This is a genomic window from bacterium (assembly GCA_023150945.1).
In the GTDB taxonomy this organism is placed as follows: Bacteria; Zhuqueibacterota; Zhuqueibacteria; order Zhuqueibacterales; family Zhuqueibacteraceae; genus Coneutiohabitans.
In genome coordinates, this window is record JAKLJX010000018.1 from 67541 (window position 1) to 92324 (window position 24784).

Below are 24784 nucleotides of genomic sequence, written 5' to 3' on the forward strand. Positions count from 1 at the left end.
CTGCTGTGCGAAGACAGACGCGAACGCGAGGTCATGATGATCTGGATTCTTCTCCAACTACGCCGCTGGCTGTTGGGCGGGCTGGCACTCTTCTTCCTTTTCACGCCGCCCGCGGGAGCGCAGTATTTTGGCCAGAACAAAGTGCAATACGAGAATTTCGATTTTCAAATTCTCCAAACCGAACACTTCGATGTTTATTTCTATCCGGAAGCACAGGAAGCAGCGGAACAGGCGGCGCGCCTGGCCGAACGCTGGTACGCGCGGCTGGCTTTCATTCTGCAGCATGAGCTTAACGGCCGGCAACCGTTGATCCTTTACGCCAGCCATCCTCACTTTCAACAAACCAACACGATTGGCGGCGGCGTCGGCGAAGGCACCGGCGGCGTGACTGAGGCGCTGCGGCGCCGGATTGTCTTGCCCTTTGCCGGTCCTCTCGCGGAAACCGATCACGTCATCGGCCATGAGCTGGTGCATGCCTTTCAATACGACATCACCGGCGTCAATACCGGCGGTGGCTTTCGCTCACCGGCGGGGCTGCAGTTGCCGCTGTGGTTCATGGAAGGAATGGCGGAACTGCTCTCCATTGGTTCGGTGGATCCGCACACCGCCATGTGGATGCGCGAGGCCGCCAGAAACGGCAAACTGCCCAAAATCTCCCAACTCGAAAACCCGCAGTATTTTCCCTATCGCTACGGCCAGGCGCTGCTGGCGTATGTTGCCGGGCGCTGGGGTGATGGTGTCATCGGCGATCTTCTCAAACAGGCGGGCCGCTCCGGCAACATTCAATTCGCGATTCGCCAGGTGCTGGGCGTGAGTCCGGACACGCTTTCGATGGATTGGCACCAGGCCGTGCGCGAAACCTACGAGCCGCTGCAGAAAACCACCAAGGCGCCGGCGCAGTACGGCAGGCAGACGATCAGCAAAAAACTGAAAGCCGGAGAGCTGAACATCGGCCCGGTGTTGAGCCCGGACGGCAGACACATGCTCTTTTTCTCCGAGAAGAATCTGTTCTCGATCAATCTGTTCCTTGCCGAGGTGGAGAGCGGCAAGATCAGGCGCAATCTCGTCAGCGCGGATCTCGATCCGCATTATGAGAGCATCGGCTTCATCAGTTCCGCCGGCGCGTGGGATTTTGCCAGTGAGAGAATTGCGTTCAGCCAGATCACCCGCGGCCGGCCCGGCTTTACGATTCTGGAGGTGCGCCGCAACAAAGTCGTGCGCGAGTATCGCTTCCCCCAGCTCGGAGAAATCTTCAATCCCACTTGGTCGCCGGACGGCAGTGCGATTGCATTCTCGGCCCTGGTGCACGGCATGACGGATTTGTTCATCTTCAATCTCGAAACCGACAGCCTGCGCCGCGTGACGCGCGACTTCTATTCTGATTTGCATCCGGCATGGTCGCCGGACGGCTCGCGCATCGTCTTTGCCAGTGACCGCTTCACGACGGATCTCGGCACTTTGAAGATCGGGCCGTATCGCCTGGTGCAATACGAGGTCGCCTCCGGCCGCCTTTCGTCGCTGCCGGGTTTCACGCAGGGCAAACATCTCAACCCGCAATGGTCGGCCGACGGCCAAAATCTCTACTTCCTCTCGGATCGTACCGGGATCACCAACCTTTATCGGCTGGAATTGGCGACCGGCGAATTCTATCAAATCACCGATTTGTACACCGGCATCAGCGGCATCACGGCCACAAGCCCGGCGCTCTCGGTGGCAGCCAAGACGAATCGCGTGGCCTTCAGCGCGTATGAAAATGGCGCCTACAACATTTACACCATTGATTCGGCGGAAGTGCTTGCCGGCACCCGCGTGGCTGCCGAGCCGGTTGCTGCGGTCGCTGCCGCGCTGCCGCCGTTGCAGCGCGTCTCCACGGCGCTCGATTCCACTTTGAGAAATTTCAGCATGGGTTTGCCGAAGAGCACGCCGGACAGTCTGGTGGACTATCGCTCGAGCTTGTCGCTGGCTTATGTCAGCCAGCCGTATCTGGCCGCGGGCTATGATCGCTACGGGGCGCAGCTCGGCGGCGGCATTTCATTCTTCTGGACCGACATGCTCGGCAATCACAATTTGTTTCTGGTCACGCAGGCGCAGATTGACGGCTCCTTCAAAGACCTGGCCGCGCAGTTGGGTTACTTCAATGCCACGCGGCGCTGGAATTGGGGCGCGAGCATTCAGCAGATGCCTTACATTTCGAGCCAATATGCCGCCGGTTCCGGCACGTTGAACGGCACGCCGGTTTACCTTGAACAGGAATTGCGCTACCGGCAATTGAACCGTGAAATCGCGGGGATCGTGGCTTATCCCTTCAATCGCGCGCAGCGCCTGGAGTTTTCGCTGGGCCTGCAAAACATTTCGTTTGATCTGCAGCAGCGCACGCGCGCATATTCCCTTGCCACCGGTCAGACGCTGATCGACCGCACGGATGATTTGCCGGCGCCCGGCGGGTTGAATCTCGCCAGCAGCAGCCTGGCGTTGGTGTATGACACCTCGGTCTTTGGCGCCACCAGCCCGATCATCGGGCAGAGCTACCGGCTGGAAACCTCGCCGATCCTGGGCACCATCAGTTTGAACAACGTGTTGATTGATTACCGCCGCTATCTCATGCCGCTGCGGCCGTTCACGCTGGCAGCGCGGGTGTTTCACTATGGCCGCTATGGCCGCGACAGCGAGACCGAACGCCTGGCGCCGCTGTTTCTCGGCTATCCCGGATTGATCCGCGGTTACGACAGCAATTCTTTCAGCCAGGAAGAATGCGAGGGCAATGATTGCCCGGTGTTCGATCAACTCGTGGGATCGAAAATCGCGCTGGCCAATCTGGAATTGCGCTTTCCACTGTTGGGCGTGCTGGGGCTGGGAGAGGGCTACTATGGTTTCCTGCCGCTGGAAACCGCAGCGTTCTACGATCTCGGCGTGGCCTGGACCAAAGCCGACAAGGCGGAGTTTCTGGGAGGCGATCGCAACTTTGTGAGAAGCTACGGCACCACCATGCGGCTGAATCTGCTCGGTTATCTCGTGCTGCAGCTTGACTACGTCAAGCCCGTTGACCGGCCGCGCAAAGACTGGTTCTGGCAGTTCAATTTCACTACGGGATTTTGAGGGCAGGAGGGAGGCGTTGGTGAAAGTGCGGCCGGAGCGGTGCCTGGTACAAGCAATCAATCTCTTGGGCTCGGAATTGCCGTAAAGCGCGCGACACCGCATTAGGCGACGGGACAACGGGAGCATGCCTTGATGAACACTCGAGTGGAAACACGGCTGGCCGATACCGGTGAGCGAATGATTCCGACGGCGGAAGGTGAAGTCAGCCTCGTCTTCTCCCGCCATCAATTTGCCTACCGCTTTGCTCGACAATTTGTTGACGGTAGAAACGTGCTGGACATCGGATGCGGATCCGGATACGGGTGCAAGATTCTAGCTGAACGGGCCAAGCACGTGCTGGGGATAGACCACGATGGTGATGCCATTGCCTATTGCCGCAATCACTTCGGTGGCGCAAACCTCGAATTTCGCCAGGCCGAAGTCGCGAATCTTGACAGCGACGACGAGTTTGACGTGGCCGTGTCCTTTCAGGTCATCGAACATGTGCGCGACACCGATGCCTTCGTGCGACGTATGAAACGGGCGGTGACGCATGGCGGCATAATTCTTATCACGACACCGAACGTCAAGACTTTTCCCCGGCCAGGCGAGGGCAATCCCTTTCACTTTAGCGAGATGAATTACGAGCAATTCACCTCGTTGCTGGCCCGCCATTTTGGCGATTATGAGGTTCTGGGTATCGGCTATTTGACGCGCAACTGGCTGCGGAGCCTTGTTCAGCGTTTGCCCCTTTATCGCAAGATCGGTCTTCTTCTCAAGCGCAGCAGCAGAATCAAGAGAGTGGCTGCCAGAGCCATGGAGGCGACTAGATTTACCGTACTGGAAGAAAAAATCGCCGAGAACGCGATCGACCTGCTTGCGGTCTGCAGGAATGAGAAGATGAACAGGAGGGGTTAGCCGAAGTCGTTGCGGCGGCCCACCAGGGTCTGGGTCAGAACTCGGAGACGACTGGTGAATTGCCGGCGTGCCAGGAGCCGCAGGGACCGCACGATGGCTGAAAGGGTGACGGCGAAGTCTTCAACTGCTCAGCCCGAGTTGCCACTTCTGCAGCGCGATTCCCACACTCTCGGTCGCCAGGTTTTCCGGCAGCTCATGCCGATGAAAGAATCTCGCATCTTCTGCGTCATCGCCGGCCGCGAGATCGCCTCCGACAATTTCCCCAATGAAAACGGCCTTCAGCACCGATTGCTCGGGATTGAGCAGGCTGGGAAAGCCCATGGTGCAGAGCAAACCCGCCAATCTGATATCCAATCCGGTTTCTTCTTTGACTTCGCGAATGGCGGCGGCTTCCGCGCTTTCATTGAAATCGATGTGACCGCCCGGCAAAGCCCAAGCGCCGATACCCGGCGGCAGCCTGCGTTTGATCAACAGCACTCGGCCGCCGCTGTCGGTCACCACGGTCTCGGCCACGGGAATGGGGCTGTGAAAATGCACGTAATGGCAGGTGGGACAGGCGGGGTATTCGCGATTGCCGATCAGTCTGCGTTCCAGCGCGCCGCGGCAGCGTGGGCAATAATGCACCGCGTTGGCCGGGCCGCTGCGAATGTATAGCCATTGTTCCACCGCGCTGCGGCCGGAGGGGAAGGCCAATTCGGGCAGCCGGTTGACGGAAAACCACTGCACTTCAGCCGCGTCATCGCCGGGCCGCAGCTCGCCGCCAAGCAAGCGGCCGCGGTAGATCAACACCAAATGGCTGCGCCACTCGTGGATGACGTCGCTGTAAGTGCCGAGCAACGCCACCGGCCTCACTTTCAGTCCGGTTTCTTCCTCCACTTCGCGCGCCGCGGCTTGTTCGGCGGACTCGCCGTAATGCAGAAAGCCGACCGGCAGGCTCCACTTGCCGGCCTCCGGCGGATTCTTGCGGAGAATCAGCAGAATTTTTCCGCTTTCCTCGATCAAGCAACCGGCAGCGGGAACGGGATTGTTCCAATAGATCCAATTGCACTGGGCGCAGGCAAGGCATTCGCGGGCTTCGAGGAGTTTGGGGTGCAGTGGCGCAGCGCACTGCGGGCAGTATTTCATAACCCACCAGTGATTCAACAGCCTCATGGTTGTGAAAGCCAACCTCAGCGGGGCGAAAGGTAGCAAATCTCACGTGCACAAACAAGAGGCAGTTGGATTGATTTCGAGAACGGGCAAGGCCGGCGATTGCTGCAACTGCGGCCTCGGCAAACACCCCCGCCGAATTAAAGCCTTGATCTGAAGATCGAGTTATTCTATATTGCCGCGTGCTTGCGATCGCAAATTCTCCGCGGCGCGCCGCATTTGCAGGCGAATGGTGCAGGTGCAAGCGCTGCGCACGGCGCGAATCACCGCAGCCGGAATCGAACAGGCGCGGTGTGCCGCACTTGCTGCTCGCCATTGCCCTGACGGCGAGTGTGTCAGGCTGCGAGAATCCCTTTGCGACGCGGACACCGGAATCTCCCGACAATGCCGGCGGGAACCGCTGGATTCCACCGTTTGCCTCGGAACTGGTGCTGGAAAATTTGCGCAATGCCATCGCCGATCAGAACGTGGAAAACTACCTGCGCTGCTTCAGTGATTCCACCCGCACCGGCCAGCGCTTTCGTTTTGACCCCGAGACCGCCGTCGCCAACCAAAACCCCGGTCTGTTTTCCGGCTGGAGTTTGACCGCGGAGCGCGACTATTTCATCCAATTGCGCGCCGCGCTGCCGGCTGATTCCGCGCGCAGCCTGCGGCTGGATTCTCTACAAACCATCAGCTACGGTGATTCCGCGATCTTCTTGCGTTCTTATGTTTTGGTGGTGCGGCACAAGCGCCAGAGCATTGGCGTGCCCGGGCGAATGGCCGGTGAGCTGCGCTTCTGGCTGATCAAGGATCAATTCGGAGAATGGTCAATCTATCGTTGGGCCGATTTCAGCACCGGCCAGGCGCCGACCTGGAGCAGCCTCAAGGCCGCGTTTGTGCGTTGATCTTTTTTGCTCAAACCGTGATGCCGTAACTCACCAACGTCAAGCAAGTTCGTGGCGAAACGCCTCAAAAGAACGGCCCGCAAGCAAGCGAAGAACATGTCTCTGCCCGCGCCCCGTTGGCAGAGAATTGCGATAGCGGCCTTCCTTCTTCTGATGGCAACCCTGGTTGCGTTGGACGATTACTTGCGCCACGACCGCCCGGCCGCGCCGGCGGCCACCATTCCCGTTCGCCCCACGTTTCGTGAATTGACCGCGACGGAGCGTTTGCGCCTCGCCATTGATCGCGTGCTGGCCGAGTCCGGCGTGCAGTTGCAGTGGCTGAGCGAACGCGACAATCTCCTGCGCGTGAGTCTGCCGGCAACGATGTCGCCGGCGGCGCTTGCCCGAGCTATTGCGCAGCGCGCGCAGAAACTCGGGGCAACAGTCACCAGTTTGCAGGAGAGCTTGCCGGCCGGCGGCGCGGAGGTGATCTACACCGCGCCGAATGTTCCACTGCAGAGAATTTTGCTGTTGCCGCAGGCCGCCGCCGGCCCGCCAATCGCGCGGCGCTCCGGCAAGATCGCACTGATCATCGACGATTTTGGTTATCAAGATCAGCAGGCGGTGGCGGGTTTCATCAACCTGCCGTTTCCGATCACCTATGCGGTCATTCCCGGGTTGCCGCATTCGGAGGCGATCGCCAGGCATCTGCATCGCCTCGGCAAAGCGGTGATCATTCACATGCCGATGGAAGCGCTGGAGCGCCAGGTCGAGCGCAATGGTTATGAGTTGCTGGTCGACATGCCGGAAAAGGAAATTCGCCGGCGCGTGCGCCAAGCCTTGCAGGCCGTGCCCCATGCTGAAGGCATGAACAACCACATGGGCTCGCGCGCGACGACGAACAAGAAGCTGCTGACGGCTTTGTTCGCGGAATTGAAGTCCGCCAAACTCTTCTTCATCGACAGCCAGACCAACAACGACACCCAGGCCTTTGCGCTGGCAGGCCAGGCCGGAATCGCCACCGCGCTGAATGATACGTTTTTGGATAATGTCGAGAATGTGACGCACATCGAGCAAAAGCTCGCGCTGCTCGCCGACTTGGCGGCGCAGCACGGCTATGCCATCGGCATCGGCCATCCCTATCCCGCCACGCTGCAGGTGTTGCGCGAGAAGGGGCCGCAATTGCAGAAGGAGGGGTTGGAATTTGTGCCGGTCCGGACGCTCGTGCAGCGGGAAGCGAAACCCTCTTCGAATCTGACGGTGCAACAAACTTTGCGGAGGAAGTGATGGTACGTTTGGGAGTCAACATTGATCATGTGGCAACGGTACGGGAAGCCCGCAAAGATCGCCAGCCCGATCCGGTGGCGGCGGCGATCGTGGCCGAGATGGCGGGCGCTGATGGCATCGTCTGTCATCTGCGCGAAGATCGCCGGCACATCAAGGACAAAGACCTCTACCTTTTGAAGGAGTTGGTGAAGACCCATTTGAATCTGGAAATGGCGGCCACCGATCAAATGGTGAAAATCGCGCTGGAAGTCGTGCCCGACATGGTCACGCTGGTTCCCGAGCGCCGCGAAGAAATCACCACCGAAGGCGGCCTGGATGTGGTCAAGAATCAGGAATACCTCGAAGAGACGATTGCCACGCTGCAGAATCACAACATCATCGTCAGCGTGTTTATCGATCCCGATATTCAGCAGATCAAAGCAGCGGCTCGCGTGCGCGCGGATTATGTCGAGCTGCACACCGGCGCCTACGCGCATGCCGAAAGCCTGAACGTCATCAATGACGAGCTGGAAAAATTGCGGGCATTGGCGGCGGCCGCCGCCAAGTTGCGGCTGGGCGTGAGCGCGGGGCACGGTCTCAATTACCAAAATGTGAGGGAGGTGGCGGCGATTCCCGAGATCGAGGAGCTGAACATCGGGCACGCCATTGTCGGCCGCGCGATCATGGTGGGCATGGAGCGCGCCGTGCGCGACATGCTGGCCTTGATGAAGCGCTAGCTAGCGGTCATTCGAAATCGTGAGCTTTTCGAGAATGCTTCTGCAAGGGCTTGGCCGTTGCATCGAAATCCTCAGCGGTGACACGACACTCAAGATTTTGAAAACCTCGGCTCAGCCGAGGTTGGAACATCTTCGGACTGGCACCAATTGCACCTCATCGGTAATCTGAAGAAACCCGGCCGGCACACCAGAACCCAGAAAACGAGACTCATTTACTCAACCCCATTCTCCAACCATTCATGCCTGCCGACCTGCTTGCGACCGTTAAGCGTGGCGACGTCGTGGAAAGCCAACACTTCGGACATTTTGCTGTGGTCGATGGCGAGGGCAACCTCGTGCTCTCCGCCGGTGACCCGCATTTCGTCACGTACATTCGCTCCGCCGCCAAGCCGTTTCAAGCGATTCCGCTGTTTGAAGATGCCGTGCCGGAGATTTTCGGCTTGACGGAGGCCGAGCTGGCGGTGATCATGGCCAGCCACAACGGCGAGCAGAAGCACGTACAGGCTGTGCAGGCCATCCTCGAGAAGGCCGGACGCACGCCCGCGGATCTGCAATGCGGTGTGCATGTGCCGCTGGGCAGCGCGGTGGCGGAGGAATTGGCCGCGGCCGGTGAAAAGCCCACGGTGTTGCACAACAATTGCTCGGGCAAGCATGCCGGCATGATTGCCGCCTGTGTCAATCGCGGCCTGCCGGTGAGCAACTATCTTGATTTCAACCATCCCTATCAAAAGCGGCTGTGGCGCACCGTGGCCCGCTATGCCGGATTGTTGGAAGATGCCGTGCCGGTGGGCATCGACGGTTGTAGTGCACCCAACTTCGCCCTGCCGATGATCAGCATGGCGCATATGTATGCCGGCCTCGTCACCATGGCGGATGAGATGGCCCGGCGCATTTACTCGATCTTCGTCAAGAATCCGGATTACATCGCAGGGGAAGGACGATTTGATACGATCTTGATGCGCGCCACTCGCGGCAAGGTGCTGGCCAAAACCGGCGCTGAAGGCATCGAGTGCCTGGCGGTGAATGCGCCGCAACCGCTCGGGATCGCGATCAAGATTGCCGATGGCTCCGGCCGCGCCATACCGGCAGTGGTGGTAGCATTGTTGAAGAAACTGGAGATTCTCTCGGAAGATGAGCTGAAGCGCCTGGCGCACTTTGATGCCGAAACGTTGCGCAATCACCGCGGCTTGGCAGTGGGTGTGCTGGCGGCCGCGATTTAGGCGCTTCAAAGTGAAATCGTTGTTCTCCTAGCCGTCAGTCCCTTCAGCGAATGGTAACGCACCAACGGACAAACGGCTTGTTCATCTGCCGGGTTGTTTCTATCAGTTGGCGAGTTCCGCGCTGGCGCCCGTCCGAAAATCTGCGAACCTCGGCTTTGCCCAGTTTCCAAGATGTCGCGAATCGTTGTGACTCCGATAATTTCGGTGCCTCGGCCAAACCGTTGCCGGATCATGTTCTCAAAGATTCGTGATTCCGGACCCTATCGAGTTCCCTGCCGGGCAGAGGAACGCAATTGTCCTCGACGGCACGAAATCTGAAATTGACTTTTAATGGAATTTTTCTATTTTGCGCAGGAACGTAAACGGGATACGACAGTAAGAGAATTGCACCGGAGGCGAGACTCGTCAGAGGTAAGAGATCGCCCGATTGCCAGCGAGTCAATGGTGAGCCGCCGCATGTCACGGCAGTGCGACGGTGGCTCTGGTGAATTCCCCGACACAGGAAGGAGACCCCGTGATACACGCCGTCTTGTTCGATCATGATGGTGTGCTGATGAACAGCATGCCCTATCACGTGGAGGCTTGGCAGCAGGTGATGGCGCGCCATGGCGTTGCGATCGAGGCCATGGAGATTTATTTGAAAGAGGGGGCGACCACAATGGAAGTGGCGGCCGAGCTGTTTCATCGCCATCGCAAGCCGGCCACGCCGGAATTAGTGCAGCAAATCGTCGAAGAAAAGCGGGACGCCTTTTTCGCCCTGGACAATTCCACCCTCAACGAGGGCGTGACGGAGGTGCTCGATTATCTGCAGCAAAACCGCTATCGCATCGGTATCGTAACCGGATCATTGCGCGCGCATGTGGAGGAGCTGCTGGGGCCGGAAGTGATGCGCTATTTCGATTGCGTGGTGGGCGCGGAGGATATTGAAAACGGCAAGCCGGATCCCGAACCGTTCATTCGCGCCGCTCAGAAGCTCAATCTCGCGCCCAGCGAATGCCTGGTGATCGAAAATGCGCCGTTGGGCATCACCGCCGCGCGCGCCGCGGGCATGAGCGTGGTTGCCATCACCAGCACGCTGGCGCCCTACTTTCTGCGCAACGCCGATGCCATCGTGTCGGATTTTACGGAATTGCGGCGCCGGCTGCCGGCGCTCATCAGCCATTTGGAAGGCCCGGCATTGCAGCCCAAGCCACAGGCGGCACAGCCGGAACAACGTTACTATCCGTTGACCGATTTGGATGTGGAAGATTGACGCCAGCGGGCGTCAGCGACCATCGCTCATAGCGAACGAATACTCATCTTCTCCCACCCTCAAGGAGCCAGACCGCGAGAGACTGTTACAGCATTGAAGTTGGGCCGCGCCAAGACGTGAATCGCGGCAGGCGGAGAGCACATGTTTCGGGTTGTCTGCGCAGCCGGGGTCGCTGAGACCAGTGCCTCTGCGGCAGAGCTTGATTCCCGCCGGCCTGAACACGCGCAGCGACGCGGTGACGCTGGCTGCGGCAGCGCAGTTGGCAAATGCGGGCATGGCTTTCATTCCACACGAAGCTCCTCTTCTCCGATCGAGGCAGTTGTCGGCGCCGGCAGATGCGCACGTTTTCTACGGCAGCGCGCCGGTGAGTTTTCTGTAACGCCGTTTCATTCACCTGAGAGCCTTATGATCAAACGAATCTCTCTGTTGTTGTTTTTGAGTGTTGCGTCACTGCCGGTGAGTGGCTTTGGCCAGGGTGGTTACGCCGGCGCTTTTCTGCGCGCGGGAGTGGCCGCGCGTTCCGAGGCGATGGGGCGGGCCTATGTGGCCATGGTTGAAGGTAATGAGTCCGCCTACTACAATCCCGGCAGCGTCGCCTGGTTCGATCATCGTGAGTTGACCGTTTCGTATCGTGCGCTGGCCCTGGATCGCACGTTTGCCTATCTTGGCTTCGGCGTGCCGATCCGGCCGGGAATGAATGCCAGGGGTCAACAGGCCATGAATGGCGGCATTAGCCTGGCGTGGATTCATGCCGGCGTGGATGAGATTGATGCCCGCGACTTTGACGGCCAGAAACTCGAGCCGCTCTCGGCTGCCGAAGACGCCTTGAGCCTTTCCTTCGCGCTGCAGCCTCACCCAAAGCTCGGCATCGGTTTGACCAGCCGGGTAATCTTCAATCGTTTGCCGGGCGTCAAGCAGGACGGCGGCGGAATCTCCGCTTCCTCTTTCGGTTTTGATTTTGGCGCACTGCTGCGGCCCGTTGCCGGCATTCAACTCGGCGCGGCCGTGAGCAACGTGAATCTCAAATATACCTGGAAGACCGAAGGCGTGTACGATCGCGGCACCAGCATTGTGCAGAAGTTCCCGCGCGGCGTGCGCGCCGGCATTGCCGTATCGCGCCTCGTGCCGTGGCTGACGCTGGCGGCCGACGTCGGGAAGCGGCAGTTCCGCGACGGCACTCTGCACCTCGGGGCGGTGGCGAGTCTGCGCGAAATCGGCAATTTGCGCGCCGGCCTCAATGACGGCCAGCCCACTTTCGGCGCCGGCTATCGCTTCGGGATCCTCGGCCGCAAATCCGAGTTGCACTATGCCTTTGCCACCCACGCCGACAATCTCGACAGCGACCATGTCTTTGGCTGGGCTTTCATCTTCTGAAATTTCTCTGAGATTCATCACGCGTCGTGATGAATTGTTCCGCATCGCTTGTCATAGGGAAATCGCCACTGTGAAATCGACCTCCGTAATCATCGCATTGATCAGCGTGGGGCTGTGGGCCTGCAAGGACAATCCCACGCAGCCGCCGGCGCCGGAAGCGCCGGTAATTGTTTCCGTGCAAATGCCGGCGGCCGTCTATCAAATTCCCATACAACCGGCCGGCATTCACGTTCACGTCGAAGACCCGCAGGGCGTGGCTGATCTCGCCGGCGTGACCCTGACGGTGCGCGCCGGCAATGCCGTTGTCGCAACCTTGGCCATGGCCGATGACGGCCAAGGCGGTGACCTGCTCAAGGGCGATGGGCAATTCTACCATCCCCTGGACTCGACGGTGATCAAGAATCGCACCGGCCAGCTATTGCTGGAGGCAGTCGCGACCGATCGCGGCAATCACGCAAGTGAAACGCGGCGTGACACCCTCACCGTGTTGACAGGCAAAGAGAATGCGCTGCCCGTGATTACCGCAGTCACGATTCCGGAGATCATCTGGTCGGATTCGAGTTACTCGCCGGTGCTGCTGGCAACGGTGAGTGACGGTGACGGCCTGGCAACGCTTGACTCGGTGCGATTGGAAATTTATCGTCCGGCCGCGCCTACGCCCACCTGGGTGTTGGCGCTGCGCGATGACGGTCAAAGCGGCGATGGCGCCAGCCAGGACGGTGTCTTCGGGCTGCGCTTTGATCCCGCCTTGTTGAAAAATTCACGCAATCTTTACACGATGATCCTGCGCGCCGTTGATCAAGCGGGCGGCATCAGCCTGGCGGAGGTGCGCACGGTGCGCGCCGAACTGGCAGCTTGCCGGACCAATCACCCGCCGCTGGTATCCGATCTTTCCGCACCCACGACCATCAGCCGGAGTGCCACTCCCAACATTTACCTGCTGGCTGTGCGCGCGGTCGATCCCGACTCGAGTTGTGATGACGGCATTGCCCGCGTGTTCTTCAATTCCTTCCGGCCGGATGGAACGCCGGCTTCCGGCAACCCCTTTGCCATGCGCGATGACGGCCAGGAGGGCGACCTGGGCGCCAATGACCACCGCTATTCTCTGCGCATTCAAATTACACCACAAAACCAAACCGGCACCTACCGTTTTGAGTTTCGGGCGCAGGACCGCAACGGCGCCCTGAGCAATACGCTCACGCACATCATCAACGTTTTACCTTGAGGTGGAAATAACGATCATGTTCCGCATACTCTTTCTCGCGCTGCTCGGCGTCGCGACCGTGCTCCCGGCGCAAACCCCGGCCAAAGGAGGATGGCAGCTCGGCCGCGCAGCCGCACCCCTGCCCGGCTTGCGTTCCAATTCCATCAGTGATCTGGTGGTTCATCAGGGTGAGATTTGGCTGGGGACCAGCCGCGGCGTGGCGCGCTCTGCTGATGGCGGCCAGACCTGGGTGACCCATACTCATGATAATGGATTGCCGCGCGGCGGAGTCTCCGGCTTGGCAGTCACCGACAGCATTGTCTGGGTCGCCACGGCGTTTGATTCTCTCGTTCCCGAAGGCCTGCTGCCGGCCGGCGGCGGTCTGAGCTATTCCACCGATCACGGCGCCACCTGGACGCGCGTGCCGCAACCGACGCCTTTCAACACCGTGATCCAAAACATCACCTACGACATTGCGCTGCATCCCACCGGTGTTTGGATCGCGAGCTTCGGCGGCAGCGTCTCCACCTCGAGTGATCGCGGCAAAGCCTGGCGCTCGGTGCCGCCGGATTCGTTCTTTCTCGATGTTGCCAACAACCTCAATCATCGCGCCTTCTCCGTGCTCAATGCCGACGGCGTGCTGTATGTCGGCACCGCCGGCGGAATCAACCGCTCGATCGATGGCGGCCTCACCTGGACGAACTTCTCACATCAAAACCAGGCGCAACCGATCTCCGGAAATTTTGTCGTCGCGCTTGGCCAACAGAAATGGCAGGGCCGTGAGTACCTCTGGGCTGCGACCGTCAATGCTGAAGACCCCGACGAGCGGCGCGCGGTTTCCATCAGTCAGGACGGCGGCTATTCCTGGAGGGTTACCTTGCTGGATGAGTTTGCCCACAACTTCGCGTTCAATGGTGTCACGGCCTACGTGGCCACCGACAAAGGCCTGTATCGCTCCGATGATTTCGGCTACACCTGGGCCAAGTTTCCCGATCTCTATGATGCCACCGAGCAGCAGCCCTATCTCAGTGATGAATTCTTTTGCGCGGGACAGCTCGGCAATCAACTCTTCGTTGGCGGGCCGGACGGCTTGGCAGTCACCGCCAATGAGGGCAACACCTGGACGGTGCTGCGTGGCTCCGTGCCGGCGGGGGAGGCCGGCGAGCCGCGAACCTATGCCTATCCCAATCCGTTTTCGCCGGCGCGGCACAATCGACTGAACGAGACCGGCTACGTTCGCCTGCAGTACAATACCACCAAGGCCACCACGGTGACCATCAAGGTGTTTGATTTTGCCATGGAACTGGTCGCCGAGATCGTCTCCGGCAAGCCGCGCAACAGCAGCGGCAACTACTTTGAAATTTGGGACGGGAAGAACAGCCGCGGCGAGGTGGTGCACAACGGCGTTTACTTCTATCGTGTGGAATTGGCGGGCGAGGGCGTGCACTGGGGCAAAGTCATGGTGTTGGATTAGAGTGCATGGTTTTGGTGGGTTGATGCAGCAATCTTTTGCCCTGCCCACGGCTTTCGCGGCGGGGTGACCGAGAACACCGTTTTGAAAGAGAATCCGATCATATGTCAGGCAAAAATCTTCTCCGCGGCCTCCTGCTGCTCGTCTGCCTGCCGGTTTTCGCGCCGGCACAAGAGGCGGGCAAGTCCGGGCTGGCTTTTTTGAAAATCGGCGTGGGCGGCAGAGCCGCAGCGTTGGGCGAGGCTTACGTGGCGTTGGCGCAGGATGCAACTGCGATCTATTGGAATCCCGCCGGCTTGGCGCAAGCGCAGGGCACGCAGCTTGCCTTCAGCCACCTGGAGTGGTTGGAGAGCGTCAATCATGATTTCTATGCCGTCAGCTTTGCGGGATTCGGCGGTGTGCTCGGCCTGGGCTTGACGACGCAAAGCATTCCCGATATCGAAGTCCGCGACCGGCCGACCGCGGAGCCGATCGGCACTTTTGATGGCCGTGATTTGGCACTGGCACTGGCGTATGGCAGGAAGCATGGCGCTTCGCTGGCGTGGGGTCTCGCCGCCAAGTACCTCTACGAAAAAATCTACCTCAACTCTGCCAACGGCTTTGCCCTTGACCTCGGCGCGGGATGGCAGGCCCCGGGCTCGCCGGTGCGCCTCGCGGCCAGCGTGCAAAACCTGGGCAAGATGGGCGCGCACGCGCGCGAAGATATTGCGCTGCCGGCTTTGCTGCGTGCCGGTGCTGCCTATCAACTTGCTTCTACCGGCGGCGATCCGGCGTTTGCGCTCACCCTGGAAAACGCGCTGCTGTTCAAAGGCGGCAATGCGGTGAGTGCGGGCCTGGAATATTGGCCGAGGCACGGCATTGCCGGCCGTGCCGGCTATCAATTGGGCCGCGAGAACCGCGGGTTGACCGCCGGTTTTGGCGCGAACCGCGGCAGCTTCACGTTGGATTACGGCTACCTGCCTTTCCGTAACGACTTGGGTGCCACGCATCGCTTTGCCCTGCTGGTCAAGCTCTGAGCCGGCGCAACCTTTTTCCGGCAATCAGCGTCTTAAGAAACGCTTTCAATTTCGTTATGCCGTCTGCGGCGGGGTGCGGCGCCGCTATAGTTTATGGCATCGAGCAGACACCAATCGGGGCTGCTCGCCCGTGTTCAACGTTTCGGAGTTTCGTTCCAACTCTCCGGTCTCACCCCGCCACAATTCGAGGTGCGCGATGAAGCCTTTCGGAAGTCACAAAGTTTGGATGGCAACCTTTGCCGTGGTGACCGTTTCCTCCCTCGCACTGTTCGAGCCTGCCAGCCTGGTGCCGTGGGAGCGGCTGCAGCGCAACAACAACCTCTATCAGGAGATGATGCGGTTCAGTGAAGCGCTCAACGCGGTGAACAGGTATTATGTCGAGGAAGTCAAAACCCAAACTTTGGTGGACGGCGCCATTTCCGGTATGCTCGGCAAACTCGACCCGCATTCGGTCTTCATTCCGAAAGACCAGCTCGAGGAAGTGACCGAGAAGTTCGAAGGCCATTTTTTTGGCATCGGCATCGAGTTTCTCATTGTCAAGAAGTGGCCGACCGTGATTGCCCCGATTGGCGGCTCGCCCTCCGAGCGCCTGGGGCTGCGCGCCGGTGACCAGATCGTGCAAATCGAAGGCAAATCGACCTACAACCTCGATCAGGAGGAAATCATCCGGCAGCTCCGCGGCCCGCGCGGCTCGCAAGTCCGCATCACTATTCAGCGCCCCGGTTTTGATTCGACCTTCGAGGTGACCATCACGCGTGACCGGATTTCCATCTACAGCGTCGAGCCGGTTTTCATGGTCGACGATCGCACCGGCTACATCGGCATGAAGCGCTTTTCCAAAACCACCGCGGAGGAACTGGAAAACGCGCTCACCAAGCTGGAAGCACAGGGCATGCGCCAGGTCATTCTTGATTTGCGCAGCAATGCCGGCGGCTACCTCGATCAAGCCGTGGAAGTGGCCGACAAATTCATCGAGCGCGGTCGCAAAATCGTCTACACCCGCGGCCGCATCCCCCAAGCCGACGATGATTACTTCGCCACCGACGACGATCACCATGCGCAAGTTCCCATGATCATCCTGATCGACCACGGCTCGGCCAGCGCTTCCGAGATTGTCGCGGGCGCGGCGCAGGATTGGGATCGCGCGCTGATCGTGGGCGAAACCAGCTTCGGCAAAGGTTTGGTGCAGACGCAAATCGGCTTGAAGGACGGCTCGGCGATTCGCGTCACCACCGCCAAGTACTACACCCCCAGTGGCCGGTTGATTCAGCGGCCTTACGAGAATGGCAACTTCAGTGAGTACGTCAACGAGGCCTACGATGATGTCGACCCCAATGCCACCCCGGATTCCACCCAAAACCGGCCGGTTTACAAGACCAGCGCCGGCCGCGGCGTCTTCGGCGGCGGCGGTATTACGCCCGACGTGCGCATCAAGTGGCTGTTGCCCTCGCGCTTCACTTATGATTTGATCATCTCCAACGTGTTTCTGGAATTCGCCAGCGACTACGCCAGCAAGAACCGCCAACTCGCGAATGATTTCGAGAGTTTCAAAGAGACGTGGACACCGAGCGAGCGCGTGCTCGCGGATTTGCGCCGGTTGAGCGACGCGAAAGGCATCAAATTCGATCAGGCAAGCTGGACTGCCGACCAGGGCATGATCAAGCTGATGTTGAAGAAGGAAATCGCCCTGCACTTGTGGGATCGCGAGCATGCCGCGCAGGTGGAGATTCGCGAAGACCCGCAGTTTCAGCAGGTGCTGCGCCTTTTCCCACAGGCAGAGAAACTCGCGGCCATGGGAGAAGGCGGTCAGCGCGTGCGCAAGAATTGACCGGACTTGTTTGTTTTCCGAAAAAAGGGCGCTCTCACCGGCGCCCTTTTTTATTGGCCCAGAATTGCCTTGACATTCAAAGCAAACTTCTCTAAGCTTTTCGCCACTCATTGCTCCGCAACGAATTCCCTCTCAACTTGGCTCGCAGGAGATGCCGGCGTGGAAGGTTACTCGGTCTTGCAGTTGTATCAGGACGGCGGTGGTTTCATGCATCCGATCTTGATTCTGTTTGTTATTGGATTGGCGATCAGCTTGGAGCGCTTTTGGACCTTGTCACGCTCGAACGTAGATCCCCGAAAATTCCTGCCGCGGATCCGGGCGGCAATGCAATCCGGCGGCATTGCGGAGGCGCTGGCCGTGTGCAATCAGACGCGCGGACCGGTGGCCGCCATCTTCAATGCCGGCCTGCAACGGGCCGATCGCGGGCTGGATCAGGTGGAAAAGGCAATCATCAACACCGGCGCGGTCGAAATGGCTTTTCTGGAAAAAAACCTGGTCTGGCTCGCCACCGTGATCTCCCTCGCGCCGCTGCTGGGCTTTCTCGGCACGGTGTGGGGTATGATTCTCGCCTTCAAAGCCATCGAAATGGCGAATGACATCAGCCCCTCGATCGTGGCCGGCGGCATTGCCGTGGCCCTGATCACCACACTCTTCGGCTTGATCGTCGCGATCATCATCCAAACCTGCCACAACTATTTCGTCAGCCGCATCGACAAACTCGTCATCGACATGGAAAAGAGTGCGTTTGAGCTGGTCGAAGCGCTGGTCGAGCAGCAGGGCAGCCGGCGATGATTCGCAGGCCCGAACGCCGGATGCCCGAGATTCCCACGGCCTCGCTGGCAGACGTGGCTTTTCTTATCCTCATCTTCTTTCTCGCCACCACCAACATCGACGTTGAAAAGGGTATTCGACTGACGCTGCCAGCCAAGGGCGCGGCCACCGTCGTGGCGCGCACGGATCTCGTCACGCTTTTGATCAATCCCCAGGGTGAAATTCTGCTGGACGAGCAGGAGGTGGCGCCCGCGGCGATCAAAGATCTACTGCAGCCGCGGCTGGCGGCCAATCCCAAGTTGATTGTCTCAGTGAAAGCGCATCCGCAGGCGGAATATCGCATCTATCTCACGGTGATCGATCAAATCAAGCAAGCAGGGGGGAGGCGTATTTCAATTGCGGAGCCGGACTGATGCCGCTGCGATTCCAGCGCAAAGCGCGCATTGCCGCGGGCATTCCCACGGCCTCGTTGCCGGATATCGTGTTTCTGCTGCTGATCTTCTTCATGGTCTCGACGGTGTTCAAGCAGTATGCGGGATTACCGGTGACCCTGCCGCAAGCGCGCATGATCGAGAAACTGCCGGGCAAGCGCGATGTGGCCTATATCTGGATCGACCGGAGCGGCCGCCTCCTCATCGACGACAAGATCGTGGGTTTGGAGGAAATCAAAACAATTCTGGCCGACCGGCGCAGCGATCCGTTGCATCCGCTCAAGGCGGTGGCGCTGCGCATTGACGAAACCGTGAAGATGGAGCACGTTTACGCGGTGCAGGAGCAATTGCGCGCGGCCGAGGCTTTGAATGTGCTGTACGCCGCGCGACCCTCCGGCCAATGAGGTGGCAGGCCTTTTCTGCCGGCGACGGCGTCAACAAAAACGCCCCCAAGTACACACATTGGGGGCGTGGAGGGTGTGGAAGGTAGCCAGTTCCAACGCAGCCGGGTGGGAGCAGGCACGTACTAATATGTCCCAGCCGCAGCGAGAATTTTCTTGGCCTCGGGATAGGAGAGCGCGCGATCGAGGTTGTTGTTGGTGCTCTTCACGATTTCCCGGCAAATGTCGAGCGCCTGGCTCTTGTTGCCCAGTTTGAGATTGGCCTTGGCCAGCAGCAGCTTCTGAAAGGGATCGTCTTGATCCGACTTCTCCAAGTGTTCGGCTGCGGCTTCGCTGTCACCGCTCTCCAGCTTGAGATAACCCGCCAGGTAGTGATAGGCCTTCCAAAACTCTTCTCCCCGTTCGCCGCCGGTCTCAATCATCATTTTGATTTGATCGGCGTATTGCTGGGCTTCGCCGTGGCGGCCCATCTTTGCCAACGTTCTCGCTTTGCCGTGAAACACGCGGCCAAACCAAATCTTCTTCTCGATGCTGTCGAGCGCGCTGCCGGGCACGGAACGATAGCCGGTCTCATAGCATTTCAGGGCTTCTTCCAGCCGGCCGAACTCCAGATTGACACGGCCCATGTAGTTCCAAATCCAAACATCGGGGAAATTCTCCGCCGAGCCGTTGCGGCGGTAGCGGCTGTGGAACTCCTGCATCATTTCCAATGCCTGATCCGGCTTGTTTTCGTAGATGCTGGTCAACGCCAGGCCGGAAAAAGGCGCAAACGGCGAGGCCTCGGCTGATACTTTGCTGAGCGCGAGCTGATAGTACTCCCGCGCCTTGGCATATTGCTCCTGCAGCAGATGGCTATCGCCGAGTTGGGAATAAACCCGCGCACTGTTGCCATCGATTTTGATGGCCGCTTCATAGAATCTGATGGCCTCGGCATACTGCCCCAGTTGCTGATGCAATTGCCCGAGCACCATGCAGATGCGGCGTTCGCCCGGGTAATCCTTGCGCAGTTTGGTGAGAATGGCGATGGCCTTTTCGTTGTTGTTGTTGAGCGCCTGCGTCGTGGCTTCGACAAAGAGCTGCTCGCCTGGCGAGGCCTTCGCCGCCAGCTTGAGCGCCTTGTCCAGCGCGGGCTGGCGGTCTTTCGCGGGAGTAAACACCGCAACCAGGAGTTGCCCCATGGCAAAGTTGGAATCCGCTTGCACACTCTTCTGTGCAAGCGCTTGCACTTTGCGGAACGGCTCAAAAGACTCAATGCCTTTCACCGTCTCCCGATAGTAGTTTTTGGCCTCCTCCGATTTGGAGGTGAGCGGAAGTTGCTTTTGGCTGTGACCGGCAGTCGCCAGAACACCGGCCAGCAGAAAGGAAATGACAATTGGTTGACGCGGATGAATCTTCATGGCAAATGCTCCAGGAGAAATTGTTGCGGATTTGGTGGGAGAGACAGCGGCTGCCGGAATTCGTTCAACTTCAACCGGCCAAGTTCCGGCAAATTCTGCAACCTTTCGGCTAGGCTGCCGTACCAGGGGCACCCAAACTGCCGATGTGTCAATTAGAGAAGAAAGTGATAGAGGCATGATTCCATCTGCGATGACAACCACTGCCTTCAACCTGGACGGCTATCGGGTGGCCAGGAATCTGGGCGTCGTGCGAGGCATCACGGTGCGCTCGCGTTCCATTTTCGGCACCATCGGCGCTTCGCTGCAAACCCTGGTGGGCGGCAACATTTCCCTGTTCACCGAGCTTTGCGAAAAAACGCGCGCCGAGGCCTTCGAGATGATGCTCCGCCACGCCGCGGAGATCGGCGCCAACGCCGTCGTTGGGATTCGCTATGACGCCAATGAAATCATGCAGGGCGTCACCGAAGTTCTCTGCTATGGAACCGCGGTTGTCGTTCGCCCGGAATAGTGTTGCCGGCGAGCCGCCGCCCTCATGGAGGCCACGATGAGAAGAATGCTGCTGGTTTTTGTATGCGCCGTCCTGACCAGTGCCGCCGGCCAGGCGCAGGAAGTGACGCTGGCTGAAATCCGCAAGGTGCGGCTCCACGAAATCAAGTCCGCCGGCTTTGTGCTCAACCAGAATCAGACGGTGCGCATCGAAGCCGTCGGCGCGCTCGACAGTGGCCGCGGCCGGCATTTGCTCGCCACCACGGCCTGGATTTTGGACGCGCAGACCCGCAAGGTCGTCTGGCAGGTACGCCAAGCCGAAGAAAAGCGCCGCAATCGCCGGCTGGTCGAGCTGCAAGACAGCGTCAACCTGCCGGCCGGGGAGTATGAAGTCTACTTCTCCTCCTTCTACGTCACCGCTTTCAGTTCCGATGAAGTGCAGGATTTGGGTGATGCCATCAGTCATGTGTTCGATAAGATCTTCGAATGGGACCGCCGCAATGACGAATACAACGAGGAAGTGTACGAGCAGGCCATGGTGGTCATCAAGGGCAACGGCCAGACGGCCACGGAAGAAACCATCGCAGCATGGCGCCGCCGGCTTCAGTCCGAGGCCATTATCGCCATGAGCGGCCTGTCTGATGGTGTCTATGAGCGTCGCGGCTTCACTCTGGAACGGCCGATGGCGCTTCAGATCTACGCCCTGGGAGAACTGCGCTACGAAGACAGCTTTGATTACGGCTGGATCATCGACCAGAAAAGCCATCAGAAAGTCTGGCAATTCACCTATCGTGATTCCGAGCATGGCGGCGGCGACAAGAAAAACCGCATGGTCAACACCACGCTCTCACTGCCGGCCGGATCCTATCTCGTCTACTTCGTCACGGATGACTCCCACTCCAGCCGCTGTTGGAACGCGGCCCCGCCTTATGACCCCAGCTCTTGGGGAATCATGATTCGACCGGTTGATCCGCAAATGAAAGCCTATGCCCGGGCTTTTGAATACAAAGAACCGGAGGACGCCAACGTGGTGGTCAGGCTCACGCGCGCCGGCGATGACGATTATCTCTCCAAAGGCTTCACGTTGAAGAAACCGCTTTCGCTGCGCATCTATGCCCTGGGCGAAGGCCGCGACGGCGAGATGTTTGACTACGGCTGGATCACCGAGGCCAAGACCGGCCGCAAAGTCTGGCAGATGGATTTTCGCGAAACAGATCACGCCGGCGGCGGCAGCAAGAACCGCATGTTTGACAAGATCGTGCGCTTCGAACCGGGCAGCTATGTCGCCTACTTCGTGACTGACGGCACGCACTCCTATCGCGATTGGAACACTTCCCCGCCGTTTGACCCCGAGCATTGGGGCCTTACTTTGAGCGCCGTCGATGAAGATTTCAATCCCAAAATGGTGGCGGAATATGTCGAAGATAAGGAAGCCGGCGTATTGGCCCAGCTCGTACGCGTGCGCCAGGGTGAAAAGCGGTGTACCCGCTTCAATTTGACCAAAGCGACTACGGTGCGCGTTTATGCCGTGGGCGAGGGCCGCGACGGTGAGATGTTCGACTACGGCTGGATCGAGGACGCCGCCAGCCGCCGCACGATTTGGGAGATGACCTACCGCATGACCGCCCACGCCGGCGGTGACGAGAAGAACCGGCTTTTCAATGATACCATCCTCTTAAAAGCCGGCGAATATGATCTGTGCTTCGCCACCGATGATTCCCACTCCTTTGGCGCTTGGAATGCTGCACCCCCACATGATCCGGCGCATTACGGCATTACCGTGTACCGCGTCTCGGATTGATCCATTCGAAAATTTCCAACGCGCAGGCGCCTTCTCGCCGCCAACTCGGCAGGTGAGAGGCGCCTTTGATTTTGAACCTGCCACGGTGGGACTGCAAAATGATTCCCTCCATTGACCGCAACTATCTGCTCCGGACTTTGCAGGATCTCATCCGCATCGACTCGATCAATCCGGCATTGGTGCCGGGCGGCGCCGGCGAAGCGGAGAGCGCGCAGTATGTCGGGCAGGCGTGCCGCGCTCTGGGTCTGCAGACTGAAATCTTGGCGGCACAGCCGCTCCGCCCGAGTGTGGTGGCCCGCCTCGCCGGCACCGGCGCCGGAAAAGCGCTGATGCTGAATGCCCATCTCGACACCGTCGGTGTGGCGGGCATGGCTGCGCCCTTCTCCGCGGAGCTTCGCGATGGTCGCGTGTATGGTCGCGGTGCCTATGACATGAAAGGCAGTGTGGCCGCATGCCTGGCTGCCATGCAAGCGCTGGTGGAGGCCGGCGCCAAGCTTGCCGGCGATTTGATTCTCACGGCTGTCGCCGACGAAGAGTATGCCAGCCAGGGCACCGCCGAAGTATTGCAGCATTGCCGTGCCGACGGCGCCATCGTGACCGAACCGACGGAGCTGCAGCTTTGCCTTGCCCACAAGGGTTTCGTTTGGCTGGAGGTGGAAACATTCGGACGCGCCGCGCACGGCAGCCGCTTTCAAGAGGGCATTGACGCGAACATGCACATGGGAAGATTTCTCGCCGAACTGGAAAAACTTGAGGCCGAGTTGCGCCGTCGGCCGGGTCATCCGCTCACGGGGCCGCCTTCGTTGCACGCCGCGCAGCTTCAAGGGGGCACCGGCTGGAGTACCTATGCCGCCAACTGCCGGCTGCAGATCGAGCGCCGCACCACACCGGGCGAATCCACGGCGCAAGTCATCGCGGAAATCGCGGCGGTCAGCGCTCGCGTATCGCAGCAGCATGACGAGTTTCGCGCGCGTCTGGGGACTGTTCTCTCCCGCGATCCTTTTGAAGTGTCGCCGCAGGCGGAACTGGCGGTGATTCTCGCGGAGGTTGCCACACGCGCGTTGGGCCAGCCGCCCGAAAAGATCGGCGTGCCCTTTTGGATGGACTCGGCGCTGCTGGCAGCCGCCGGCATTGAGACGGTGGTGATCGGCCCGATGGGCGCGGGTGCCCATGCCGAAGTGGAATGGGTGGACCTGCAGTCGCTGATTGACCTGGCGCAAATCCTGGCGCACGCCGCGCTCGCCTATTGCCGTTGAATGCCGCTGCCTTCAACTCGACCTGCCGTCGCCTGCTCTGCGCTGCCAGACCAGCGCGGCGCCTGCTGGTGCGCACCGCGCTCTTGATTGCCGGGGCTGAGAGAATCTCCTTGCTTTTACAGCGCAAATGCTTTATGCTGTGCACCAGTTTGAAATGAAACCGCGGAGTTCCCCTGGTTGTTGTTGCACGCTGGATCAATCTTCAAGCACAAGCTCAGCTTCATCAACTTCCCGAGCCGGCGGCGCCGAAAGCACAATTGCGGATTGCCGGCCTGCTTGCTGCGTCGTGACGCTCATCCTCTCTCCGAGTCGGACAGACGCCGGCTGCTTCGTTCGTCACTGTGGGCAAATTGAGGGCAAGCCATGTCAAAGACTCTCAGAATCATCGGGCTGCTGCTGCTGGCGTTTCTTCTGGGAGCGCAATTCGTGCGGCCGGCCAAAACCTCTCCGGCAGTGGAAGAGCATCGCACGCTGGCGGCGATGATGGCAGTGCCGGCCGAAGTGCACAACCTCCTCGAGCGCGCCTGCGGTGATTGCCATTCTCACCAAACCACCTGGCCGTGGTACAGCAATGTTGCGCCGGTTTCCTGGTTGGTGGTGGATCATGTCAATGAAGGCCGGCGCAAACTGAATCTCTCGGATTGGGCGAAATACTCGCCGCAGCAGGCGCGTCACAAACTCGAAGAAATCTGCGACGTCGTTACCAGCGGAGAAATGCCGCTGCAATCCTATCTGCTGCTGCATCCTGATGCGAAGCTGACTCCGGATGAAGTTACAGCGCTGTGCGCCTGGACCAAAAGTGCACATCAAAGTCTGGTGGAAGAATCATCTGCCGAGCCGTAAGGCGGTGATTGTCTTTGCCAGT

At 59.5% G+C, this 24784-nt stretch carries 21 protein-coding genes; 19 read left to right on the forward strand and 2 right to left on the reverse strand.

Annotated features, from left to right (window positions below; genetic code table 11):
* Positions 1 to 33 precede the first annotated feature (33 nt).
* Positions 34 to 3096 (forward strand): BamA/TamA family outer membrane protein, encoded by a 3063-nt coding sequence (locus L6R21_20785; protein ID MCK6561642.1) that lies wholly within the window; start codon positions 34 to 36, stop codon positions 3094 to 3096.
* Positions 3097 to 3228: 132 nt separating this feature from the next.
* Positions 3229 to 3993 (forward strand): class I SAM-dependent methyltransferase, encoded by a 765-nt coding sequence (locus L6R21_20790; protein MCK6561643.1) that lies wholly within the window; start codon positions 3229 to 3231, stop codon positions 3991 to 3993.
* 120 nt (positions 3994 to 4113) lie between these two features.
* On the opposite strand, the gene L6R21_20795 is transcribed toward L6R21_20790, so the two are convergent.
* On the reverse strand, positions 4114 to 5118 hold the full coding sequence (locus L6R21_20795; GenBank protein MCK6561644.1) for an NUDIX hydrolase: 1005 nt from the start codon (positions 5116 to 5118) through the stop codon (positions 4114 to 4116).
* A 317-nt stretch (positions 5119 to 5435) separates the two neighbouring features.
* Here L6R21_20795 and L6R21_20800 point away from each other — a divergent pair, with 317 nt between their 5' ends.
* The 13 genes from L6R21_20800 (at position 5436) to L6R21_20860 (ending at position 18982) form a co-directional block, all read left to right on the forward strand.
* Positions 5436 to 6029 carry a hypothetical protein gene (locus L6R21_20800; protein ID MCK6561645.1) on the forward strand — a complete coding sequence of 198 codons (594 nt, stop codon included), beginning with the start codon at positions 5436 to 5438 and terminating at the stop codon, positions 6027 to 6029.
* A gap of 153 nt (positions 6030 to 6182) precedes the next feature.
* Entirely contained in the window at positions 6183 to 7295 is a 1113-nt protein-coding gene (locus L6R21_20805; GenBank protein ID MCK6561646.1) for a divergent polysaccharide deacetylase family protein, read from the forward strand.
* On the forward strand, positions 7295 to 8011 hold the full coding sequence (locus L6R21_20810; GenBank protein MCK6561647.1) for a pyridoxine 5'-phosphate synthase: 717 nt from the start codon (positions 7295 to 7297) through the stop codon (positions 8009 to 8011). Before L6R21_20805 ends, L6R21_20810 begins: the two co-directional genes overlap by 1 nt.
* Positions 8012 to 8250: 239 nt before the next feature.
* On the forward strand, positions 8251 to 9231 hold the full coding sequence (locus tag L6R21_20815; GenBank protein MCK6561648.1) for an asparaginase: 981 nt from the start codon (positions 8251 to 8253) through the stop codon (positions 9229 to 9231).
* 514 nt (positions 9232 to 9745) lie between these two features.
* Entirely contained in the window at positions 9746 to 10483 is a 738-nt protein-coding gene (locus L6R21_20820; GenBank protein MCK6561649.1) for an HAD family phosphatase, read from the forward strand.
* A gap of 405 nt (positions 10484 to 10888) precedes the next feature.
* Positions 10889 to 11857 carry a hypothetical protein gene (locus tag L6R21_20825; GenBank protein MCK6561650.1) on the forward strand — a complete coding sequence of 323 codons (969 nt, stop codon included), beginning with the start codon at positions 10889 to 10891 and terminating at the stop codon, positions 11855 to 11857.
* Positions 11858 to 11927: 70 nt separating this feature from the next.
* Entirely contained in the window at positions 11928 to 13082 is a 1155-nt protein-coding gene (locus L6R21_20830; GenBank protein MCK6561651.1) for a hypothetical protein, read from the forward strand.
* Positions 13083 to 13098: 16 nt separating this feature from the next.
* Positions 13099 to 14535, forward strand: a complete 1437-nt coding sequence (locus tag L6R21_20835; GenBank protein ID MCK6561652.1) for a hypothetical protein — start codon at positions 13099 to 13101, stop codon at positions 14533 to 14535.
* 101 nt (positions 14536 to 14636) lie between these two features.
* Positions 14637 to 15548 (forward strand): PorV/PorQ family protein, encoded by a 912-nt coding sequence (locus L6R21_20840; GenBank protein MCK6561653.1) that lies wholly within the window; start codon positions 14637 to 14639, stop codon positions 15546 to 15548.
* Positions 15549 to 15744: 196 nt separating this feature from the next.
* A complete protein-coding gene (locus L6R21_20845) occupies positions 15745 to 17376 on the forward strand; it encodes a S41 family peptidase (GenBank protein ID MCK6561654.1) in 1632 nt (543 codons plus the stop codon).
* A gap of 159 nt (positions 17377 to 17535) precedes the next feature.
* Complete coding sequence (locus tag L6R21_20850; protein MCK6561655.1) at positions 17536 to 18168, forward strand: MotA/TolQ/ExbB proton channel family protein; 633 nt, start codon at positions 17536 to 17538, stop codon at positions 18166 to 18168.
* Positions 18165 to 18560 carry a biopolymer transporter ExbD gene (locus L6R21_20855; protein MCK6561656.1) on the forward strand — a complete coding sequence of 132 codons (396 nt, stop codon included), beginning with the start codon at positions 18165 to 18167 and terminating at the stop codon, positions 18558 to 18560. The genes L6R21_20850 and L6R21_20855 overlap by 4 nt, the downstream gene beginning before the upstream one ends.
* Positions 18560 to 18982, forward strand: coding sequence for a biopolymer transporter ExbD (locus L6R21_20860; protein MCK6561657.1), 423 nt, complete (start codon positions 18560 to 18562; stop codon positions 18980 to 18982). The genes L6R21_20855 and L6R21_20860 overlap by 1 nt, the downstream gene beginning before the upstream one ends.
* Positions 18983 to 19104: 122 nt before the next feature.
* On the opposite strand, the gene L6R21_20865 is transcribed toward L6R21_20860, so the two are convergent.
* Complete coding sequence (locus L6R21_20865; protein MCK6561658.1) at positions 19105 to 20376, reverse strand: tetratricopeptide repeat protein; 1272 nt, start codon at positions 20374 to 20376, stop codon at positions 19105 to 19107.
* Between the two features lie 190 nt (positions 20377 to 20566).
* On the opposite strand from L6R21_20865, the gene L6R21_20870 reads away from it, so the two are divergent.
* The 4 genes from L6R21_20870 (at position 20567) to L6R21_20885 (ending at position 24762) form a co-directional block, all read left to right on the forward strand.
* Entirely contained in the window at positions 20567 to 20884 is a 318-nt protein-coding gene (locus tag L6R21_20870) for a YbjQ family protein (protein ID MCK6561659.1), read from the forward strand.
* 36 nt (positions 20885 to 20920) lie between these two features.
* A complete protein-coding gene (locus L6R21_20875; protein MCK6561660.1) occupies positions 20921 to 22663 on the forward strand; it encodes a hypothetical protein in 1743 nt (580 codons plus the stop codon).
* Positions 22664 to 22761: 98 nt separating this feature from the next.
* Positions 22762 to 23919 (forward strand): ArgE/DapE family deacylase, encoded by a 1158-nt coding sequence (locus L6R21_20880; protein MCK6561661.1) that lies wholly within the window; start codon positions 22762 to 22764, stop codon positions 23917 to 23919.
* 363 nt (positions 23920 to 24282) lie between these two features.
* Positions 24283 to 24762 (forward strand): heme-binding domain-containing protein, encoded by a 480-nt coding sequence (locus L6R21_20885; GenBank protein ID MCK6561662.1) that lies wholly within the window; start codon positions 24283 to 24285, stop codon positions 24760 to 24762.
* Positions 24763 to 24784 lie beyond the last annotated feature (22 nt).

Bases quoted from the DNA above. Each gene is read 5' to 3' on its own strand.
- L6R21_20860 (MCK6561657.1), top strand. From the start codon at position 18,560: ATGCCGCTGCGATTCCAGCGCAAAGCGCGCATTGCCGCGGGCATTCCC.
- L6R21_20845 (MCK6561654.1), top strand. From the start codon at position 15,745: ATGAAGCCTTTCGGAAGTCACAAAGTTTGGATGGCAACCTTTGCCGTG.
- L6R21_20795 (MCK6561644.1), bottom strand. From the start codon at position 5,118: ATGAAATACTGCCCGCAGTGCGCTGCGCCACTGCACCCCAAACTCCTC.
- L6R21_20870 (MCK6561659.1), top strand. From the start codon at position 20,567: ATGACAACCACTGCCTTCAACCTGGACGGCTATCGGGTGGCCAGGAAT.
- L6R21_20855 (MCK6561656.1), top strand. From the start codon at position 18,165: ATGATTCGCAGGCCCGAACGCCGGATGCCCGAGATTCCCACGGCCTCG.
- L6R21_20880 (MCK6561661.1), top strand. From the start codon at position 22,762: ATGATTCCCTCCATTGACCGCAACTATCTGCTCCGGACTTTGCAGGAT.
- L6R21_20885 (MCK6561662.1), top strand. From the start codon at position 24,283: ATGTCAAAGACTCTCAGAATCATCGGGCTGCTGCTGCTGGCGTTTCTT.
- L6R21_20805 (MCK6561646.1), top strand. From the start codon at position 6,183: ATGGCAACCCTGGTTGCGTTGGACGATTACTTGCGCCACGACCGCCCG.
- L6R21_20785 (MCK6561642.1), top strand. From the start codon at position 34: ATGATGATCTGGATTCTTCTCCAACTACGCCGCTGGCTGTTGGGCGGG.
- L6R21_20840 (MCK6561653.1), top strand. From the start codon at position 14,637: ATGTCAGGCAAAAATCTTCTCCGCGGCCTCCTGCTGCTCGTCTGCCTG.
- L6R21_20815 (MCK6561648.1), top strand. From the start codon at position 8,251: ATGCCTGCCGACCTGCTTGCGACCGTTAAGCGTGGCGACGTCGTGGAA.
- L6R21_20825 (MCK6561650.1), top strand. From the start codon at position 10,889: ATGATCAAACGAATCTCTCTGTTGTTGTTTTTGAGTGTTGCGTCACTG.
- L6R21_20865 (MCK6561658.1), bottom strand. From the start codon at position 20,376: ATGAAGATTCATCCGCGTCAACCAATTGTCATTTCCTTTCTGCTGGCC.
- L6R21_20810 (MCK6561647.1), top strand. From the start codon at position 7,295: ATGGTACGTTTGGGAGTCAACATTGATCATGTGGCAACGGTACGGGAA.
- L6R21_20875 (MCK6561660.1), top strand. From the start codon at position 20,921: ATGAGAAGAATGCTGCTGGTTTTTGTATGCGCCGTCCTGACCAGTGCC.
- L6R21_20790 (MCK6561643.1), top strand. From the start codon at position 3,229: ATGAACACTCGAGTGGAAACACGGCTGGCCGATACCGGTGAGCGAATG.
- L6R21_20835 (MCK6561652.1), top strand. From the start codon at position 13,099: ATGTTCCGCATACTCTTTCTCGCGCTGCTCGGCGTCGCGACCGTGCTC.